The 19,375-nt window shown below is 64.0% G+C and carries 16 protein-coding genes and 1 pseudogene; 9 read left to right on the forward strand and 8 right to left on the reverse strand.

Annotation, left to right across the window (positions count from 1 at the left end; all coding sequences use genetic code 11):
* Positions 1-52: 52 nt before the first annotated feature.
* The gene (hydA, locus tag LJY18_RS19230; RefSeq protein ID WP_238043549.1) at positions 53-1,492 is read right to left on the reverse strand and encodes a dihydropyrimidinase; all 1,440 of its coding nucleotides are present in this window, start codon (positions 1,490-1,492) and stop codon (positions 53-55) included.
* A 589-nt stretch (positions 1,493-2,081) separates the two neighbouring features.
* Between hydA and LJY18_RS19235 the strand changes: the two genes are divergently transcribed.
* The 4 genes from LJY18_RS19235 to LJY18_RS19250 all read left to right on the forward strand — a co-directional run bounded on the left by LJY18_RS19235 (position 2,082) and on the right by LJY18_RS19250 (position 5,740).
* Positions 2,082-3,572 carry an NCS1 family nucleobase:cation symporter-1 gene (locus LJY18_RS19235; RefSeq protein ID WP_238043552.1) on the forward strand — a complete coding sequence of 497 codons (1,491 nt, stop codon included), beginning with the start codon at positions 2,082-2,084 and terminating at the stop codon, positions 3,570-3,572.
* Between the two features lie 61 nt (positions 3,573-3,633).
* Positions 3,634-4,917, forward strand: coding sequence for a Zn-dependent hydrolase (locus LJY18_RS19240; RefSeq protein ID WP_238043554.1), 1,284 nt, complete (start codon positions 3,634-3,636; stop codon positions 4,915-4,917).
* Positions 4,918-5,005: 88 nt separating this feature from the next.
* Positions 5,006-5,188, forward strand: a complete 183-nt coding sequence (locus LJY18_RS19245) for an MAPEG family protein (protein WP_238043556.1) — start codon at positions 5,006-5,008, stop codon at positions 5,186-5,188.
* Positions 5,189-5,290: 102 nt separating this feature from the next.
* Positions 5,291-5,740 carry a c-type cytochrome gene (locus LJY18_RS19250; protein WP_238043559.1) on the forward strand — a complete coding sequence of 150 codons (450 nt, stop codon included), beginning with the start codon at positions 5,291-5,293 and terminating at the stop codon, positions 5,738-5,740.
* 212 nt (positions 5,741-5,952) lie between these two features.
* On the opposite strand, the gene ligB is transcribed toward LJY18_RS19250, so the two are convergent.
* The 4 genes and pseudogenes from ligB to LJY18_RS19270 all read right to left on the reverse strand — a co-directional run bounded on the left by ligB (position 5,953) and on the right by LJY18_RS19270 (position 10,580).
* Positions 5,953-7,626 (reverse strand): NAD-dependent DNA ligase LigB, encoded by a 1,674-nt coding sequence (gene ligB / locus LJY18_RS19255; RefSeq protein WP_238043561.1) that lies wholly within the window; start codon positions 7,624-7,626, stop codon positions 5,953-5,955.
* A 49-nt stretch (positions 7,627-7,675) separates the two neighbouring features.
* Positions 7,676-8,082, reverse strand: a pseudogene (locus LJY18_RS19260) (YbhB/YbcL family Raf kinase inhibitor-like protein).
* A 243-nt stretch (positions 8,083-8,325) separates the two neighbouring features.
* A complete protein-coding gene (gene metK / locus LJY18_RS19265; RefSeq protein WP_238043563.1) occupies positions 8,326-9,516 on the reverse strand; it encodes a methionine adenosyltransferase in 1,191 nt (396 codons plus the stop codon).
* A 53-nt stretch (positions 9,517-9,569) separates the two neighbouring features.
* Positions 9,570-10,580: an ArsR/SmtB family transcription factor gene (locus LJY18_RS19270; protein WP_238043565.1), complete on the reverse strand. Its 1,011-nt coding sequence runs from the start codon at positions 10,578-10,580 to the stop codon at positions 9,570-9,572.
* A gap of 195 nt (positions 10,581-10,775) precedes the next feature.
* Between LJY18_RS19270 and tkt the strand changes: the two genes are divergently transcribed.
* The 4 genes from tkt to fba all read left to right on the forward strand — a co-directional run bounded on the left by tkt (position 10,776) and on the right by fba (position 16,456).
* The gene (gene tkt / locus LJY18_RS19275) at positions 10,776-12,773 is read left to right on the forward strand and encodes a transketolase (RefSeq protein ID WP_238043568.1); all 1,998 of its coding nucleotides are present in this window, start codon (positions 10,776-10,778) and stop codon (positions 12,771-12,773) included.
* A 73-nt stretch (positions 12,774-12,846) separates the two neighbouring features.
* Entirely contained in the window at positions 12,847-13,914 is a 1,068-nt protein-coding gene (gene epd, locus LJY18_RS19280; RefSeq protein WP_238043570.1) for an erythrose-4-phosphate dehydrogenase, read from the forward strand.
* 4 nt (positions 13,915-13,918) lie between these two features.
* The gene (locus tag LJY18_RS19285) at positions 13,919-15,082 is read left to right on the forward strand and encodes a phosphoglycerate kinase (RefSeq protein ID WP_238043572.1); all 1,164 of its coding nucleotides are present in this window, start codon (positions 13,919-13,921) and stop codon (positions 15,080-15,082) included.
* Between the two features lie 309 nt (positions 15,083-15,391).
* Positions 15,392-16,456, forward strand: coding sequence for a class II fructose-bisphosphate aldolase (fba, locus tag LJY18_RS19290; RefSeq protein WP_238043574.1), 1,065 nt, complete (start codon positions 15,392-15,394; stop codon positions 16,454-16,456).
* 187 nt (positions 16,457-16,643) lie between these two features.
* Here the strand turns inward: fba and LJY18_RS19295 are convergent, their stop codons facing one another.
* Both LJY18_RS19295 and LJY18_RS19300 read right to left on the reverse strand, forming a co-directional pair.
* Positions 16,644-16,928, reverse strand: a complete 285-nt coding sequence (locus LJY18_RS19295; protein WP_238043575.1) for a hypothetical protein — start codon at positions 16,926-16,928, stop codon at positions 16,644-16,646.
* A gap of 424 nt (positions 16,929-17,352) precedes the next feature.
* Positions 17,353-18,036, reverse strand: coding sequence for a polysaccharide lyase family 7 protein (locus tag LJY18_RS19300; RefSeq protein WP_238043576.1), 684 nt, complete (start codon positions 18,034-18,036; stop codon positions 17,353-17,355).
* A gap of 456 nt (positions 18,037-18,492) precedes the next feature.
* Between LJY18_RS19300 and LJY18_RS19305 the strand changes: the two genes are divergently transcribed.
* Complete coding sequence (locus LJY18_RS19305) at positions 18,493-18,999, forward strand: M48 metallopeptidase family protein (RefSeq protein WP_238043577.1); 507 nt, start codon at positions 18,493-18,495, stop codon at positions 18,997-18,999.
* Positions 19,000-19,034: 35 nt separating this feature from the next.
* On the opposite strand, the gene LJY18_RS19310 is transcribed toward LJY18_RS19305, so the two are convergent.
* Positions 19,035-19,268 carry a DUF2789 domain-containing protein gene (locus LJY18_RS19310; protein WP_238043578.1) on the reverse strand — a complete coding sequence of 78 codons (234 nt, stop codon included), beginning with the start codon at positions 19,266-19,268 and terminating at the stop codon, positions 19,035-19,037.
* Positions 19,269-19,375: the final 107 nt, after the last annotated feature.

Raw genomic sequence — 19,375 nt, forward strand, 5'->3', positions numbered from 1 at the left:
GGATAAGCGGCCGTCCGACCTCTGTGGGCCGGATCTGGCAGAGGGTGATGGGTTAGCGGTCTACCGGCGTCGGCCGATTCATCTCGGCGCGTTTGCTCAGCAGGTCGAACACCGCCGGGTAGGCCGGGCGCTCGACGTAGCGGCCGGCACCGCGCTCGGCGCGCAGGTCGCCGTCGGCCCAGACCAGCTTGCCCTGGCTGATGGTGTGGCTGGGCACGCCGCGCACGGTCTTGCCCTCGAAGATGTTGAAGTCGACCTGCTGGTGGTGGGTCTTGGCCGAGATGGTCCGGGTGCCCTGCGGGTCCCAGAGCACCAGGTCGGCATCGGCGCCGACGCGCAGCGCGCCCTTGCGCGGGAACAGGTTGAAGATCTTCGCGGTGTTGGTGCTGGTCAGGGCGACGAAGTCATTCATCGACAGGCGGCCGCTGTTGACCCCTTCGTCCCAGAGCACGGCCATGCGGTCTTCGATGCCGGCGGTGCCGTTGGGGATCTTGCTGAAGTCGTCACGGCCGGCGGCTTTCTGATCGGCGCAGAAGCAGCAGTGGTCGGTGGCGGTGGTGTGCAGGTTGCCCGACTGCAGGCCGCGCCAAAGTGCGTCCTGATGGCCGCGCGGGCGGAACGGCGGGCTCATCACGTAGCCGGCGGCGGTCTGCCAGTCCGGGTGGCGGTAGACGCTGTCATCGAGCAGCAGATGGCCGGCCAGCACTTCGCCGTACACCGGCTGGCCCTTGGCCCGGGCGTAGGTGATCTCATCCAGGGCTTCCTGGGTCGAGACGTGCACCAGGTACAGCGGCGTGCCCAGGGTTTCGGCGATGCGGATGGCGCGGCTGGCGGCCTCGCCCTCGACCTGGGAGGGGCGCGACAGTGGATGCGCCTCCGGGCCGGTCAGGCCCTGGGCGAGCAGTTTGTTCTGCAGGTGATAGACCAGCTCGCCGTTTTCCGCATGCACCGTGGGCACCGCGCCCAGCTGCAGGCAGCGCTCGAAGCTGGCTACCAGGGTGTCGTCGGCGGCCATGATGGCGTTCTTGTAGGCCATGAAGTGCTTGAAGCTGTTGACCCCGAACTTCGCCACCAGCTCGCCCATTTCGGCGGCGACCTGCTCGCTCCACCAGGTGATGGCGACGTGGAAGCCATAGTCGGATGCGGACTTCTCCGCCCAGCCGCGCCAGGTGTGAAAGGCTTCGAGCAGCGACTGCTGCGGGTTGGGGATGACGAAGTCGATGATCGAGGTGGTGCCGCCGGCGAGGCCCGCAGCGGTGCCGCTGAAGAAGTCCTCGCTGGCCACGGTGCCCATGAAGGGCAGTTGCATGTGGGTGTGCGGGTCGATGCCGCCGGGCATCAGGTACTGGCCGCTGCCGTCGAGCAGCTCGCAGCCGGCAGGTGCATCCAGGTTATGACCGATGGCCTGGATCAGGCCGTCTGCGCAGAGTACGTCGGCGCAGTAACTTTCTTCATGGGTGACCAGGGTGGCGCCGCGGATCAACAGAGACATGCCGAGTTCCTCACAGGCTGACCGGTGTATGCCGGTTCTTGATGTTATGGCGGGTCAGTCTGGCGGATTCAAAAAACCTGTCAGATGTGACAGGAATAAATCTAGCCCTAGCCTTGCGATTGAGCAAGATTATTTTTACAGCCAATTTTTAGAAGATTAAGTATCTGAAAAATAACGTTTAAATATTGAATTCACCAAAATGGTGAGGGGGGTAACCATTTTGACGCACTTGACAAGATTCAGATTTAGTCGAGATTTGCAGTGGAAATTCAAGCGTTTGAGTCGGGTCCGTGACTGGCACGCGACGGTGCGGAAATGGTTGCCTGCACCAGTTTGAATCCTGACTATGTGGACAGGCATGCCGGAACGGCTGCCGATCAACGGACGAAAGCCCTGCGAGGAGAGTGAGCGGTTTTATAAAGTCGTTTCAGATCAAATGGTTAGCTAGTTTCAGTAGGGCTGATGAGGGTTTCGGCACGCTTATTGAGTGTTGCCGCTACCGAGTCGGCCGGCTCTGAGACATAAAAATACTCCGGCCATCGGCTCATCCCGATGAGCGAACAATCAGAACAATTCCTGGAGAGGCTCCATGCAACAGAGCAGATCGCAAGTGACCGAGCGCGATGGCTTGTACGAACTGGCCGCTGGCCCCGACGTACTCGACAGCCCGCGCTACAACCACGACATCGCCCCGACCAAGGTGCATGAGCGCACCTGGAACAAGTGGCACATCACCGCACTCTGGGTCGGCATGTCGATTTGCGTACCGACCTACACCCTCGGCGGGGTGCTGACCGCCTACTTCGGCCTGTCGGTCGGCGAGGCGCTGCTGGCGATCCTGCTGGCCAATATCGTGGTGCTGGTACCGCTGACCCTGAATGCCTTCCCCGGCACCAAGTACGGCATCCCCTTTCCGGTCCTGCTGCGCTCCTCCTTCGGCGTGATCGGCTCCAACGTGCCCTGTCTGATCCGGGCGGTGGTGGCCTGCGGCTGGTTCGGCATCCAGACCATGTTCGGCGGCCTGGCCATCCACCTGTTTCTCGGTTCGATCTTCGAGGGCTGGAAGGATCTTGGCGGCACCGGCGAGGTGATCGGCTTCATGATCTTCTGGACCCTCAACCTGTGGGTGGTGCTGCGTGGCGCCGAGTCGATCAAGTGGCTGGAAACCCTCTCGGCACCGCTGCTGGTGCTGGTCGGCGCCGGCCTCTTGGTGTGGGCAATGCCGAATGTGTCGATGAGCGAACTGCTGGCACAGCCGCCCACTCGCCCGGAAGGTGCCAGCGTGACGGGCTACTTTCTCGCCGGGTTGACCGCCATGGTCGGCTTCTGGGCCACCCTGTCGCTGAACATTCCGGACTTCAGTCGCTACGCCAAGAGCCAGAAGGATCAGATCCTCGGGCAGATCATCGGTCTGCCGTTGACCATGTTCCTGTTCGCCTCCCTGGGGGTGGTGCTGACCGCCGCGTCTGCCTCGCTGGTCGGTGAAACCGTGTCCGACCCGGTCAGTCTGATCGGCCACATCCAGAGCCCCGGCTGGGTCGCCCTGGCCATGGCGCTGATCATAGTCGCGACCCTGTCGACCAACACCGCGGCGAACATCGTCTCGCCAACCAACGACTTCCAGAACATCGCGCCCAAGCTGATCAACCGCACCAAGGCGGTGATACTGACCGGTTTTGTCGGTCTCGGCCTGATGGCCCACGAACTGCTGAAGAAACTCGGCCTGCTGGTCTCGGACCTGAGTCTGGAAAGCGTCTATTCCAACTGGCTGTTGGGCTATTCCAGCCTGCTCGGGCCGATTGCCGGGATCATGGTGGTGGACTACTTCCTGATCAAGAAACAGCAACTCGACCTGGCCGGGCTGTACCGCGACGACGTCTATCCGGCGTGGAACTGGATCGGCTTTGTCGCCTTTGGCGTGCCGGTGGCGCTGACCCTGCTGTCGCTCGGCAGCAGTGCCTTCAGCTGGTTCTATGACTACGGCTGGTTCACCGGCTCCTTCCTTGGCGGCCTGCTCTATTTCGGCTTGTGCCGCCTGCGCAGCAGCAGCCCGGTTGCGCTCGCCAAACCCACGCTCTAACGGAACCGGCGCCGGCAACCTCGCGGCGCCTTGCCCTGCATCCTTGCCTGAGGAGATCAGCATGAACAGCACCCAATCCGTCCTCCAGTCCAGCCAGTCGCATATCAACGGTGAACGCCTGTGGCAGTCGCTCATGGAGCTGGCCCAGCTCGGTGCCACGGCCAAGGGCGGGGTCTGCCGCCTGGCCCTGACCGACCTCGATCGCCAGGCCCGCGACCTGTTCGTACGCTGGTGCGAAGAGGCCGGTTGCAGCGTGACGGTCGATGCGGTCGGCAATATCTTCGCTCGCCGCCCCGGGCGTAATCCCGAGTTGCCACCGGTGATGACCGGCAGTCATATCGACACCCAGCCCACGGGCGGCAAGTTCGACGGCTGCTTCGGCGTGCTCGCCGGGGTCGAGGTGCTGCGCACCCTGAATGACCTGGGCGTGCAGACCGAGGCGCCGCTGGAGGTGGTGGTCTGGACCAACGAGGAAGGCTCGCGCTTCGCCCCGTGCATGATGGGTTCAGGGGTGTTCGCCGAGAAATTCACGTTGGAAGAAACCCTGGCCAAGCGCGACGCCGAGGGCGTCACGGTGGGCGAGGCGCTGAATGCCATCGGCTATGCCGGCAGCCGTGCGGTGAGCGGGCATGCGGTAGGCGCCTATTTCGAGGCGCATATCGAGCAGGGACCGATCCTCGAGGATCAACGCAAGACCATCGGCGTGGTGCTCGGTGCGCTCGGGCAGAAGTGGTTCGACCTCAACCTCAAGGGCGTCGAGGCGCATGCCGGGCCAACCCCGATGCACCTGCGCAAGGACGCCCTGGTCGGCGCCGCCGCGGTGGTGGCGGCGGTCAATCGGGTGGCCCTGGAGCACCAGCCGCACGCCTGCGGCACCGTCGGTTGCCTGCAGGCCTATCCCGGCTCACGCAACGTGATCCCCGGCGAGGTGCGCATGACCCTGGATTTCCGCCACCTCGAGCCGGCGCGCCTGGATTCGATGATCGCAGAGGTGCGCGGCGTGATCGACGCGACCTGTGCCCAGCACGGCTTGAGTTACGAGCTGACGCCCACCGCCGATTTTCCGCCGCTGTATTTCGAACCGGGTTGTGTCGAGGCGGTACGCGGCGCGGCGCAGGGTTTGGGGCTGTCGCATATGGATATCGTCAGCGGTGCCGGTCACGACGCGATCTTCCTCGCCGAGCTGGGCCCGGCCGGGATGATCTTCGTGCCTTGCGAGGGCGGCATCAGCCACAACGAGATCGAGAACGCCGCGCCGGCCGATCTGGCCGCAGGTTGCGCGGTGCTGCTGCGGGCGATGCTGGCCGCGTCGGCGGCCATCGGCAAAGGCAAACTGGCGGCCTGATGGGCCGATTGGCCATCGACTAACGGCAGTTGGGTCATGGACGACCGCCGGCCGGCGCGAGCTAAACAGCTTCGAGGTCACCCTGGCGGTGATCATCGCCCACCTGACCGGCGGCGCCGAGCAGGGCTTGCTCGATCGGTTGGCCATCGCCTTCGTCAGCAGTTGCGTGCTGTATTGGCGCTGCTACCTGGCCGCTTGGGCGGTGGTGCGCTCGCGGGTGTGGTGCGTCGACAGGGGGCTGATCATCAGCCTGTTCGTGGTCTCGGCGTGAGCCGTTGATCGCTGTGGCAAAACACCACACTTGGCCCGCTGGCAATGGATGGCGATACTGTCAGCCGTTCCTTTAGCCCAAGCTGTCTGTCGTGAAGGTGTTATGAAGCTGAAAAGCCTGTTCCTCGTTGTGCTTGCCCTGACCCTGACCGCTTGCGGGGGTGTCGATCCGAATTCACCGGAGGGCCAGCGCCAGGCCATCTTCAAAAAGATGCTCAAGGTCAGTGAAGACCTCGGCGGCATGCTGCGTGGGCGCATCCCCTTCAAGGAGCAACGTTTCGTCAGCGGGGCGGCCGAACTCGATCAACTGGTCCGCACGCCTTGGCAGCACTTCCCCCAGGTCAAGGAAGAGGGCGGTGAAACCCGCGCCAAGGATGAAGTCTGGCAGCGCCAGGAGCGTTTTCAGCAACTGGCACGCGAGTTGGAAGCAAACACGGCCGCGCTGGTTGCCGCGACCGCTGCCCTGCCGCTGAAAAGTACCGATCTGGCCGCGCCCGTGCAGCGTGTCGAGGACAGTTGCAAGGCCTGTCATGAGGAGTTTCGCGCGTTCTAGCAGGCCGTTGAAAACTACCTACGTTGCCGATACAGCGTTAAAAACAGGCTCGGAATGCTCATTTACAGCTCGTAAACTCCGCTTCCTCGCCTGTTTTTGCCTTGTCTCGGCTGCCTCGCCTACGTTTTTCAACGGCCTGCTAGCCGGTGGTCTTGCGGCATAACCCCGGATCAGGTCGCGGCATTTACGGGGGCGCTGGTCAGCGTGCCAGCTTAAAACCCCTCGACCCGCGCCGCGCGCAGTTGATCGCGCAATGCGCGCACTTCAGGATGTTGGAAGAAGGCCAGCAGTTGCGCCGCGCGGGTCGGGCCGATGCCCGGCTGGCGCTGCCACTGTGCGTTGCTGCGTCGCGCCAGCGCATCCCAATTGTCCGCCAGCGGCGCCGCGCCGCTGGGCGGCATGCCGAGCGCGTGCAGCCAGTCGACAAAGGGTCGTTGGCGGGCCAGGGTAAATCTCTGTTCGAGCATGCGGGCGCTGCGCGGGCCTAGACCGGGAACCTCGTTCAATTGCGCGGCGGAGAAGGTCAGCCAGTCGAGCAGGCCGTCGAGTTGCTGCGCCTGCAGCAACTTGTCCCAGGTGCCGGGGCCGACCCCGGGTAGCGCCAGACCCTGGGTGCCACTGAGCCAGGCCAGGCGTGCGCGGAATTGGCTGGTGCAGGCCGGCGTCGCCCGCCAGCAGCTCAGCGGATGGTAGTCGCCGGGGTGCGGTGGCTTGACCACGAGGCGTTGCTGGCTGCGCCAGACCACGCTGTCCAGCTTGGGAACGGTCAGCCCGGCCAGCTGGATGGCGACTTGGTCGCCCGGGCCTATGTCCAGGCTTCGCCAGCGTTGCAGCGAACCGAGGCTGACATATTCGATGCTGCGCGCGTCTCGTTTGATCGGCTGCAAACGCAGTACCGGGGTGATGCGCCCGCTGCGGCCAATGCGAAAATCCACCGCCTGCACCACTGCGAGCGCCTGGCTCAGCGGGTATTTCCAGGCCATCGCCCAGTGCGGTGGCTTGGCGTGCCAGCGCTGCGCCGCCGGTCGCGTGCCCTGACGCAGCACCACGCCGTCGCTGGCGAAGGGCAGCGCGTTGCGGTACCAGTGTTCGCGCCAGTGCCTGGCCTGGTTGAAGTCGCCGATTGGCTGGCTCAGGCGCCGGCTGTCGGCAAAGCCCATGGCCTCGAGCCGCTGCAGGCGCTCGCGCATCCCGCTCGGACCGTCCGGCCAGTCCCAGACGAATAAACCGATGCCGGCGGCCTGTTGCTCGTCGAGGCGCTGTCGCGCCAGCAGTCCGGCGATCCGGCCGCGCGCGCCGCGGCCACCGGCTTCGGCTTGCACATGCCGGGGCAGGCGCCAATAGAGTTCGCCCTGCAGGGTCAGGTCAAGGGGCGTCGGCAGGCGTTGCGGAATCCCCGGCAGGCGCTGCACCAGGGCCGTCCAATCCTGGCCGCTGCGGCCGTTACCCCGGCTGATGGCCTGCTGCAGATGACCGTCGCGGTAGACCAGGGTGATCGCCACGCCGTCGACCTTGGGCTGGATCCACAGGTCCTCGCGGCTCGCCATCCAGTGGCGCACCGCCGCGTTATCCGCCAGCTTGCGCAACCCGGTGTGTGCCACCGGGTGGGCAATACGCCCGGCGCTGCTGGCCAGCGCGTCGGGCGGCGCGGCGCCTGTTTCGGCAAAGCAGCCGTGCCACTGCTCCAGGCGGGCGCGCGCCTGATCGTAGAGTTCGTCGGCCACCAGGGACACGCCCTGGCGGTGGTAGGCGTCGTCCCATTGGGCGAGTTGCCTGTCGAGTGCGGAGATTTCCGTCGTGGCCCGCTGGACGGACCAGTCGGGGCAGGCTGCAGCCAGGCCGTCGAGGGCCAGGGGCAAGAGGCAGAGTGCTATCCAGGGCTTCATCGTGAGCGTCCTTGCTCGGAGCGTGAGCCTGAAGCCTAGTCGATCGAACTCAGTTGGTTGCAGGGCTTGCGTAGGTGGCGGTCAGCGAGGACTTGCCCAGGCTGTTGGCGTTGAGCATGTAGCCGACCATGGCGTCCAGGTCGAGCTTGGCAACTTTCAACGCATGCACAGTGAAGATGTAGTGGTGCGGCTGGTCGCCGGAAGGGATGTGCTCGAGGCCGGCAGGTTGAACAGCAGCCAGTGCCACCAGCCACTGCCGGTCGGCGCGTCGGGGTCGTAGACGGTGATGGCGAAACTCTGGGTGCCGGCCGGGGCGTCCTTCCAGTTCAGGGCGGGTGCCCGGTTCTGCCCCTGGCAGCCGAAACCGGCGTATTCCTCGACGTTGCTCAGGGGCTGGCCGTCGTGGATGTCAGGGCTGCCCAACTCAAGTGCCTGGGCCAGGCTGCAGGACAGCAAGCTGGCGCAGAACAGGGCAAGGGGGGACGAGGCGCATGGCGATTCTTCAGGTGGTCCAGATGGATCCTGATTATTGACCGGTTGGCTCAGGCTGGCGCACTCGCTTCGCGCGATTTGTCGCCCGCGCTGCTCATCTGTCTCAGGCTCCTGGGGGCGGACATAAAAATACCCGTACCTCTCGGTACGGGTATTTTCTGCATCCGCCGCCTAGGCGGCTGAGCGGGGCTTTGCCTGGTGTCGCCGTTACAGGCCCGCAGCCGCACGCAGCTCGGCGGCCCGGTCGGTTTTTTCCCAGGTGAAGGAGGTGAAGGTGTCGCCGTCGACGGTCATCTCGGCCGGGGTGCGGCCGAAGTGGCCGTAGGCCGCGGTCGCCTGGTACATCGGGTGCAGCAGGTCGAGCATGTTGGTGATCGCGTACGGGCGCAGGTCGAAGTGCTCGCGCACCAGTTGGATGATCATTTCGTCGCTGATCTTGCCGCTGCCGAAGGTGTTGAGCGAGATCGAGGTCGGTTGGGCCACGCCAATGGCGTAGGACACCTGGATCTCGCAGCGCTCGGCGAGGCCGGCGGCGACGATGTTCTTCGCCACGTAGCGCCCGGCGTAAGCCGCCGAACGGTCGACCTTGGATGGGTCCTTGCCGGAAAAGGCGCCGCCGCCGTGACGGGCCATGCCGCCGTAGGTGTCGACGATGATCTTGCGCCCGGTCAGGCCGCAGTCGCCCACCGGGCCGCCGATGACGAACTTGCCGGTCGGGTTGATGTGGTACTGGGTGCCCTTGTGCAGCAATTCGGCCGGCAGAGTGTGCTTGACGATCAGTTCCATGACCGCTTCCTGCAGGTCGGCCTGGCTGATTTCCGGGTTGTGCTGGGTCGACAGCACCACCGCGTCGATGCCGACCACCTTGCCGTTTTCGTAGCGGCAGGTGACCTGGGATTTGGCGTCCGGGCGCAGCCACGGCAGCAGGCCGGACTTGCGTGCTTCGGCCTGGCGCTCGACCAAGCGGTGGCTGAACACGATAGGCGCAGGCATCAGCACGTCGGTTTCGTTGCTGGCATAACCGAACATCAGGCCCTGGTCGCCAGCGCCCTGGTCTTCCGGCTTGACCCGGTCGACACCCTGGTTGATGTCCGGGGACTGCTTGCCAATGATGTTCAGCACGCCGCAGGTGGCGCCGTCGAAGCCGACGTCGGAGCTGGTGTAGCCAATGTCGCAGATGACGTCGCGGACGATCTGCTCGAGGTCGACCCAGGCGCTGGTGGTGACTTCGCCGGCGACAATGGCCACACCGGTCTTGACCAGGGTTTCACAGGCCACGCGGGCGTGTTTGTCCTTGGCGATGATGGCGTCGAGCACCGCATCGGAGATCTGGTCGGCGATCTTGTCTGGATGGCCTTCGGAGACGGACTCGGAGGTGAAGAGGGAGTATTCGCTCATCGATCGGTTTTCCTATTGTTTACCGGTGGGTGAGAGGGGCCTCGTGAGCCCGTTCATATGCGTGAGCCCGCTCTCGGGCCGTTGTGGTGATCTGGCTTGGCAAAGTGCCGCACCTGAATCTGGAAACCATTGCGTAAACCCACGTACAGGCTTTCGCCCGGTGTGAGTCCGGCGGCGATCGCCCAGCGGGCCAGGTCATCCTGCTCGAAGCCCAGCCAGAGATCGCCGCAGGCCTGCCTGGCCCAACTCTGGTTGTGGCTGCACAGCTCGGTGATCAGCAGGCTGCCGCCGCTGTTCACCTGCCGGGCCAGCTGTTTCAACGCCTCGGCAGGGGCGGCGAAATGGTGCAGGACCATGTTCAGCACCACGCAGTCGGCCGCCGGGTAGTCATCGTTCAGGGCATCGGCGAGTTGCAGCTCGACGTTCACCAGACCCTCTGCCGTGCAGCGCGCACGGGCCAGTTCGAGCATCGCCGGGCTGTTGTCCAGCGCCGTGACCTGGCGGAAGCGGCGTGCCAGTTCGGGCAAAAAAGCACCGTCGCCGGGACCGATTTCCAATGCCGTCGCCGCGCGGGTAAAACCCAGGGCGTCGAGCAGTGCCAGCAGGCTGTCGCGGTATTGCGCCAGGCCGGCGATCAGATCCTGCTGGGCCTGGAAACTGGCCGCCGTACGGGCGAAAAAATCCTGGCTGGCGGCGGCGCGCTGGCTGTGGACCTCGGCGATACGTGCCTGAATAGCGTCAGGCAGCGCCAGGGCATCGACTTCATCGAGTAGCGCCGCGTGCAGGGTGCCGCCCAGGCGCTCGCCTTGGGCCAGGGCGCGGCGGTAGAAGATTGCGTTGCCCTCGCGCCGTGTGGCCACCAGGCCGGCCTGGGCCAGCACCTTCAAGTGGTGGCTCATGCCGGACTGACCGGTGGCGAAGATCTGCGCCAGTTCCAGCACGCCGAAGGAATCGTTGGTCAGGGCGCGCAGCACGTTCAGGCGCAACGGGTCGCCGCCGGCCTTGCACAGGGCGGCGAGGGCGTCGACGGGTTGGAAGGCCAGATGTGAGGCGCGCATATTCATAGGCCGAGCAGTTTAGTCGGTCATTTTTCATCCAGCAATACCAATATCAAAAAGTTTTGATATTGGTATTGCTGCGGTGCAAGCCAGAAAACATTGGCTCTGCGACTATCTGTCATTGCCCCGGCGGGCTCTGCTGGGCGAAAATGGCCGCCTTTTTCGACCTTCCTGTTGCAAAAACCCGTAGGAGATTCAGTGATGCCCAGCCGTCGTGAGCGAGCCAATGCCATTCGTGCCCTGAGCATGGATGCCGTGCAGAAAGCCAACAGCGGCCATCCGGGTGCTCCTATGGGGATGGCGGACATCGCCGAAGTCCTCTGGCGCGACTACCTCAAGCACAACCCGAGCAACCCGAGTTTCGCCGACCGCGACCGCTTCGTGCTGTCCAACGGCCACGGCTCGATGCTGGTCTATTCGCTGTTGCACCTGACCGGCTACGACCTGGGTATCGAAGACCTCAAGCAGTTCCGCCAGCTGCACAGCCGCACGCCCGGCCACCCGGAATATGGCTACACCCCGGGCGTGGAGACCACCACCGGCCCGCTCGGCCAGGGCCTGGCCAATGCCGTGGGTTTCGCCCTCGCCGAGAAGGTGCTGGGCGCCCAGTTCAACCGCGACGGCCACCAGATCGTCGACCACTTCACCTACGTCTTCCTTGGCGACGGCTGCATGATGGAAGGCATCAGCCATGAGGTCAGCTCCCTGGCCGGCACTTTGGGCCTGGGCAAGCTGATCGCCTTCTACGACGACAATGGCATTTCCATCGACGGCGAAGTCGAGGGCTGGTTCACCGACGACACGCCGAAGCGCTTTGAAGCCTACGGCTGGCAGGTGATTCGCAATGTCGACGGCCACGACGCCGAAGAAATCAAGATCGCCATCGACACCGCACGCAAGAGCGAGCAGCCGACCTTGATCTGCTGCAAGACCACCATCGGCTTCGGTTCGCCGAACAAGCAGGGCAAGGAAGATTGCCACGGCGCACCGCTGGGCGTTGACGAGATCGCCCTGACCCGTGCCGCCCTGGGCTGGAACCACGGTCCGTTCGAGATCCCGGCGGACATCTACGCCGAGTGGGACGCCAAGCAAGCCGGCGCCGCCGCCGAAGCCGAGTGGGATCAGCGCCTCAAAGCCTACGCCGCCGCCTATCCGGAACTGGCCACCGAGTTCAAGCGCCGCATCAGTGGCGAGCTGCCGGCCGATTTCGCCGAGAAGGCCACCGCCTATATTGAGGAAGTCGCGGCCAAAGGCGAAACCATCGCCAGCCGCAAGGCCAGCCAGAACGCGCTGAACGCCTTTGGTCCGCTGCTGCCGGAATTCCTCGGCGGCTCGGCCGACCTGGCCGGCTCCAACCTGACCCTGTGGAAGGGCTGCAAGGGCGTGTCGGCCGAAGACGCTTCCGGCAACTACATGTTCTACGGCGTGCGCGAGTTCGGCATGAGCGCGATCATGAACGGCGTCGCCCTGCATGGCGGCTTCGTGCCCTACGGCGCAACCTTCCTGATCTTCATGGAATACGCGCGCAATGCCGTGCGCATGTCGGCGCTGATGAAAAAGCGCGTGCTCTACGTGTTCACCCACGACTCCATCGGTCTGGGCGAAGACGGCCCGACTCACCAGCCGATCGAGCAGTTGGCCAGCCTGCGCTGCACGCCCAACCTCGACACCTGGCGTCCCTGCGACGCGGTGGAATCGGCGGTGGCCTGGAAGTACGCGATCGAACGCAACGACGGTCCCAGCGCGCTGATCTTCAGCCGACAGAACCTGCCGCACCAGGGGCGCGATGCCCAGCAGTTGGCCGACATTGCCCGTGGCGGCTACGTGCTCAAGGACTGCGCCGGCGAGCCGGAGCTGATCCTGATCGCCACCGGTTCGGAAATCGGCCTGGCAGTCGCCGCCTACGAGCAGCTCAGCGCCCAGGGTCGCCAGGTGCGCGTGGTGTCCATGCCGTCGACCAGCGTGTTCGATGCTCAGGATGCCGGCTACAAGCAGGCGGTATTGCCGCTGCAGGTGGGCGCGCGGATTGCCATCGAGGCGTCCCACGCCGACTACTGGTACAAGTATGTCGGTCTGGAAGGTCGCGTCATCGGCATGACCACCTTCGGTGAGTCGGCCCCCGCGCCGGCACTGTTCGAGCACTTCGGCTTCACTGTCGAGAACCTGCTGGAAACCGCCGCCGAACTGCTGGAAGACTGAGTCATACCGACAGAGTAGGGTGGGCTTCAGCCCACCCGACCTCGCCATCTCCCTCGTTTCGGTGAGCCTTTCTATGCAGCAACGCCCCTACAGAATCGCCCTCAACGGCTACGGCCGCATTGGCCGTTGCGTGCTGCGCGCGCTGCATGAGCGCGGTGCCGGGGCGCGTCTGGAAATAGTCGCGCTGAATGACCTGGCCGATCAGGCCAGCATCGAATACCTGACCCGCTTCGACTCCACCCACGGGCGCTTTCCCGGTGAGGTGAAGGTCGACGGTGACTGTCTGCATATCAATGGCGACTGCGTGCGGGTGCTGCGCCAGGCGACGCCGGAAGGCATCGACTGGGCGGCGCTGGGTATCGACCTGTTGCTGGAGTGCTCCGGCGCCTATCACACGCGCGCCGACGCCCAGCGTTTCCTGGCGGCCGGCGCGCCGCGGGTGCTGTTCTCCCAGCCGATGGCCAGCGAAACGGCGGTCGATGCCACCGTCGTCTTCGGGGTCAATCAGCAGTGCCTGACTGGCGAGGAAAAGCTGCTGTCCAACGCCTCCTGCACCACCAATTGCGGGGTGCCGCTGCTCAAGCTGCTCAACGAGGCGGTGGGCCTGGAGTACGTTTCCATCACCACCATCCACTCGGCGATGAACGATCAACCGGTAATCGACGCCTACCACCACGAAGACCTGCGCCGCACGCGCTCGGCCTTCCAGTCGGTGATTCCAGTGTCCACCGGCCTGGCGCGGGGCATCGAACGCTTGCTGCCGGAACTAAGCGGGCGGATCCAGGCCAAAGCCATACGCGTACCGACGGTAAACGTGTCCTGCCTGGACATCACCTTGCAGACCGCGCGTGACACCAGCGCCGCTGAAATCAATCAGGTGCTGCGTCAGGCCGCCGAACGTGGCCCGCTGCAGGGCTTGATCGCCTACACCGAGTTGCCCCACGCCAGTTGCGACTTCAATCACGACCCGCACTCGGCCATCGTCGATGGTAGCCAGACCCGGGTTTCCGGCCCGCGCCTGGTGAATCTGCTGGCCTGGTTCGACAACGAGTGGGGTTTCGCCAATCGCATGCTCGACGTGGCTGAACACTTTCTCGCCGTGTCTCCTGTTTCCATTCAACCAGCCCCCGTGAAGGACTGATTCCATGACCGTTCTGAAGATGACCGACCTCGACCTCCAAGGTAAGCGCGTGTTGATCCGCGAAGACCTCAACGTGCCGGTAAAAGACGGCGCGGTGACGAGCGACGCGCGCATCCTCGCCTCGTTGCCGACCATCAAGCTGGCCCTGGAAAAGGGTGCGGCAGTCATGGTCTGCTCGCACCTGGGTCGCCCGAGCGAAGGTGAATACTCCGCAGAGAACAGCCTCAAGCCGGTCGCCGACTACCTGAGCCAGGCGCTCGGCCGTGAAGTGCCGCTGGTGCGCGATTACCTCGACGGTGTCGCGATCCAGCCCGGCGAACTGGTACTGCTGGAAAACGTGCGCTTCAATCCGGGCGAGAAGAAAAACAGCGACGAACTGGCCCGGCAATATGCCGCGCTCTGCGATGTGTTCGTCATGGACGCTTTCGGCACCGCCCACCGCGCCCAGGGTTCGACCCATGGCGTGGCCAAGTTCGCCAAGGTAGCTTGCGCCGGCCCGTTGCTGGCGGCTGAGCTGGATGCCCTGGGCAAGGCGCTAGGCAATCCGGCCAAGCCGATGGCGGCCATCGTCGCCGGCTCCAAGGTGTCGACCAAGCTCGATGTGCTGACCAGCCTGAGCCAGATCTGCGACCAGCTGATCGTCGGCGGCGGGATTGCCAACACCTTCCTCGCTGCCGCCGGTTTCCCGGTCGGCAAGTCGCTGTACGAGGCCGACCTGCTGGATACCGCCAAAGCCATCGCCGCCAAGGTCAGCGTGCCGCTGCCGGTGGACGTGGTGGTGGCCAAGGAGTTCGCCGAATCCGCCACCGCCACCGTCAAACTGGTCGCCGACGTGGCCGCTGACGACATGATCCTCGATATCGGCCCGCAGACCGCGCTGCAATTCGCCGAGCTGCTGAAGTCGTCGAAGACCATTCTGTGGAACGGTCCGGTCGGCGTGTTCGAGTTCGCCCAGTTCGGTAACGGCACCAAGGTGCTAGCCGAAGCCATCGCCGCCAGCCCGGCCTTCTCGATTGCCGGTGGTGGCGACACCCTGGCGGCCATCGACAAATACGCCGTGGCGGACAAGATTTCCTATATCTCCACCGGCGGCGGCGCCTTCCTCGAGTTCGTCGAGGGCAAGGTGCTGCCAGCCGTGGAAGTGCTGGAGCAGCGCGCCAAGGGCTAGCGCCTGTTGCTCGGGAGGGCCGTGGCGAGGCTGAACCAGGCTCTCTGCAGGTTGTCGATTGACCTGCGCGCGGCGTGGGCCGGCTATCCTTTTACCGCAAGGGCAAAGAAGGGCTGGTCTGCTCGGCCGCTGCCGATGATGTACTCGGTCGCCCTGGCGGCTTTGTTCGGATGTAATCCGGGCTGCGAATTTCATCCCCTGGTGCGCCAGGGGCGGACGAGCTGACCCCTTGTCCCTGAATACTTGAATAGCGCCTGCCCCTGCGGCAGGCTTGCACGATTAACGAGTCCCTCCGGGAGAAAGAACACCATGGCACTTATCAGCATGCGCCAGATGCTCGACCACGCCGCCGAATTCGGCTACGGCGTGCCGGCTTTCAACGTCAACAACCTCGAGCAGATGCGCGCCATCATGGAAGCGGCCGACAAGACCGATTCCCCGGTGATCGTCCAGGCTTCCGCCGGTGCCCGCAAGTACGCCGGAGCACCCTTCCTGCGTCACCTGATCCTGGCGGCCATCGAAGAATTCCCGCATATCCCGGTGTGCATGCACCAGGACCACGGCACCAGTCCTGACGTCTGCCAGCGCTCGATCCAGCTGGGCTTCAGCTCGGTGATGATGGACGGCTCGCTGAAGGAAGACGGCAAGACGCCGGCCGACTACGACTACAACGTCGCCGTGACCCAGCAGACCGTAGCCTTCGCCCACGCCTGCGGCGTCTCGGTGGAAGGTGAGTTGGGCTGCCTGGGCAGCCTGGAAACCGGCATGGCCGGCGAAGAAGACGGCGTCGGCGCCGAAGGCGTGCTCGACCACAGCCAGATGCTCACCGACCCGGAAGAAGCCGCCGACTTCGTCAAGCGCACCCAGGTCGACGCCCTGGCCATTGCCATCGGTACCAGCCACGGCGCCTACAAGTTCACCAAGCCGCCGACCGGTGACATCCTCGCCATCGACCGGATCAAGGAGATCCACAAGCGCATCCCCAACACCCACCTGGTGATGCATGGTTCTTCTTCGGTGCCGCAGGAGTGGCTGGCGATCATCAACCAGTACGGCGGTGACATCAAAGAAACCTACGGCGTGCCGGTCGAAGAAATCGTCGAAGGCATCAAGTTCGGCGTGCGCAAGGTCAACATCGACACCGACCTGCGCCTGGCGTCCACCGGTGCGATGCGTCGCCTGATGGCGACCAACCCGAGCGAGTTCGATCCGCGCAAGTTCTTCGGCGCCACCGTGACGGCCATGCGCGACATCTGCATCGCCCGTTACGAAGCCTTCGGCACCGCCGGCAACGCTTCGAAGATCAAACCGATCTCACTGGAAGCCATGTTCCAGCGCTATGCCAAGGGTGAGCTGGCCGCCAAGGTCAACTAAGCCTCGGCTGCAACGAAAAGCCCGCTCTCGAGCGGGCTTTTTCGTGATCCAGGGTGCCGCCGCGCTGACGGCGGTACCTGTGGTTGCCTGATGAGTCGGCTCTTGCTCACAGGCTCAACGCGAGTGAGTGCAATCGCCAATATACCGCCTGAACAGACGGCTATTCGCTCGGTGCCCTTTCACCTCGTTAGACGAAGGGTTGGCCACCAAACCCTCTCGGGAGTCGCTGCAGTCCCGGCATGTCGGCGAGCTTCTCCCGCCACGCGGCGCGCCAGTCATTCGACACATGAGCGGTCTTGGATCTTCGCGCGGCTCTGCGCGCCGCATTCCGTTCGGCTTTCCGAGCCTCCTTGTACACGTCCGTATTACGACAGTTATGGCATTTCACCTGATTCAGTTTGGTGCTGGAGGCAAGGTTGCTGCCGTGGCTGCCGCAGGCGAGATGACCCGCGACCTTGTAGTGAGTAACCATCGGTTAATCTCCTTATGTTGAGTGCAGCGCAAGCAAGGCGATACGAGATCGGTTGCTTTGAAGCAGATGCCAAAGCGAAGCCGCCAAGGCGCTTGCAGCGAACCAGAGGCCTTACCCTGGCATGGACTCGCACCACCAGAGAGCGAATGAACTTACCTGCACCTAAGCAGCATAGTCCCGCTCACGGCTGCGATCCCGGAGTTCGATTGGACCACTCCCTGTGGGGCGGGTTCGCCGACGAGCGGCGAGGTCATGCACGCCCCGAGGCGTTGTTGATCTGAAACCGCTCGGCCATGCTGCGTTAAACAACAGGCTAAAAATGCGCATTTACAGCTCGTAAACTGCGCTTTCTCGCCTATTTTTGCCTTGCCTGATCTTCGCTCGCTACGTTTTCACACGGCCTGTCTCGTGCGGGCTTTTTGCGTTATGGCGCAGGGCTGGCCAGCGCTCGGTGCTCGATGCCCAGCTTGTAGAATTGTGCGGCGCCGGCCTCGGTTTCGTAACCACTGTTGTCCTGGGGGTAGGCCCCGGCTTTGAAGTACAAGGATTTCGCCGCCCAAGCCGAATCGATCGGGCTATTCCAGTTGATGTCGTTGAGGCTGATCGACAGGGTTCCCTTCGGGGTCAGGTGGATGGCGTAGGTGAAGCGCTGATTGAGTTCGATGTGGCGGGCGATGGTGATGACCTGAATCGGCGCGTCGGGACTCAAGCGCAGCTTGGCGACGATATTGCCGCTGGCCAAATACGCCTTGTATTGGTACTCCAGCTTGAGCAGCGGTGCGCTGCTCTGCTGGGCGTGGATCTGGCCGATGACCAGCTTGCCGGTCGAAGGTACCTGGCTGATCGCCAGGGCGGCGCGCAGGAAATTGTCGGCGCTGGGGTAGGTCCAGTTGCGCAGCTTGCCGTCGGCGAAGGTTTCGCGCAGCTCGCTGCGCGGGTACTTGGCATTCTCGGTGGTGCTGCCGTTGACCGGGGCCCAGAAGAAGATTGCCCCGTCTTTCGACTGGAAGTAATGATCCTGGTAGCCGCCGACCAGCAGGGGGGTGTCGATGGTGGTGGCGGGGACGCCGACGGGAATGCTCAGGTTCCAAGTGGCAAGATCGATCATGACTGGTTCTCCTGGAAGAGAAATGACGTCAGTCGAGGGGCACATCTCATCCTTGAGTCAGTAACGGCTTACTTGGCATCCCTGCGGGTGGCACACGCGAACTGATGGGAGGTTAGGGGGCTGCCGTTGGTCGCGAGAGGCGCTTGTCTTTATAGCGGCAGGCTGCTCGGGGGTATGATGGCCGTTCGTCGATATACTGGCGCCAAAATATAACCATGACGAGCCCGGCACCGTATCTGCTCCGAGAGGCAGCCGCGCGCGGTTGCCAAGGGGATTTCGGGTGGCCGCGAGGGGGCATGAGCTGGCGCGCTGTTGCTGGCAGCGGCGGTTTTTCCAGCGGCTGGGGACACAGGCGCCGACCACTAGTAGGCTGGCGGCGGCAGTGGCGGCTTGCCCGATCGGCGGGTTGCGGCATACTGCGCACCCAGGCCCTACGAGAACCGCTCGGTACCGTCCATGACCCCTCTGAAATTTCTCCAGGGCTACCCGCTGCAGCTGCAAGAGCAGATCCGCCAACTGATCGCCCAGGAGCGTCTGGGCGACTACCTGGCCCAGCGTTACAACGGCAAGCACGGCGTGCAGAGCGACAAGGCGCTGTATGCCTATATTCAGGCGCTCAAGCAGGAGCACCTGAAGAACGCGCCGGCCATCGACAAGGTGTTGTTCGACAACCGCCTCGACCTTACCCATCGCGCCCTCGGCTTGCACACCGCGATTTCCCGGGTGCAGGGCGGCAAGCTCAAGGCCAAGAAGGAAATCCGCGTCGCCGCCCTGTTCAAGGACGCCGCGCCAGAGTTTTTACAGATGATCGTGGTGCATGAACTGGCCCACCTGAAAGAGGCCGAGCACAACAAGGCGTTCTACAAACTCTGCGAATACATGCTGCCCGATTATCACCAGGTGGAATTCGATCTGCGCGTGTACCTGACCTGGCGCGAGCTGCAAGGGCGTAGCCCGGCCTGAACTCGCGGGTGGCCAGCCAGTCGCCGAGTGGCTTCTCAGCCGCGCAGCAGCAGATTAAGCTGATCGACCACTTCCGCCCAGTCGGCGTCCTCGAGAATTTCCTCGCGCAGAAAGCTGGCCTGGGCAGCGGTCCAGAAGGGCGCATCGGCCAATTTGCAGGTTTGCGGCAGCGGCGAATGGGTGCTGATGAAACGCTCGATGCTGGCTTGTTCGGCGGGCAAGCCGAGCTGTTTGAACAGTGCCGATAGATCGTGGCTAGGGTTTTCCATGATGTGCTCCTCTGGAGAGTGGACTCGCCCATACAGCCTAGCGTATATCGACCAATATCTGTCGCAGGATGCTGGCCAGCAGGGCCTGCCTGCAGGCAAGATTTTCA

The sequence above is a fragment of the Pseudomonas sp. MMS21 TM103 genome (assembly GCF_022132145.1).
In the GTDB taxonomy this organism is placed as follows: domain Bacteria; phylum Pseudomonadota; class Gammaproteobacteria; order Pseudomonadales; family Pseudomonadaceae; genus Aquipseudomonas.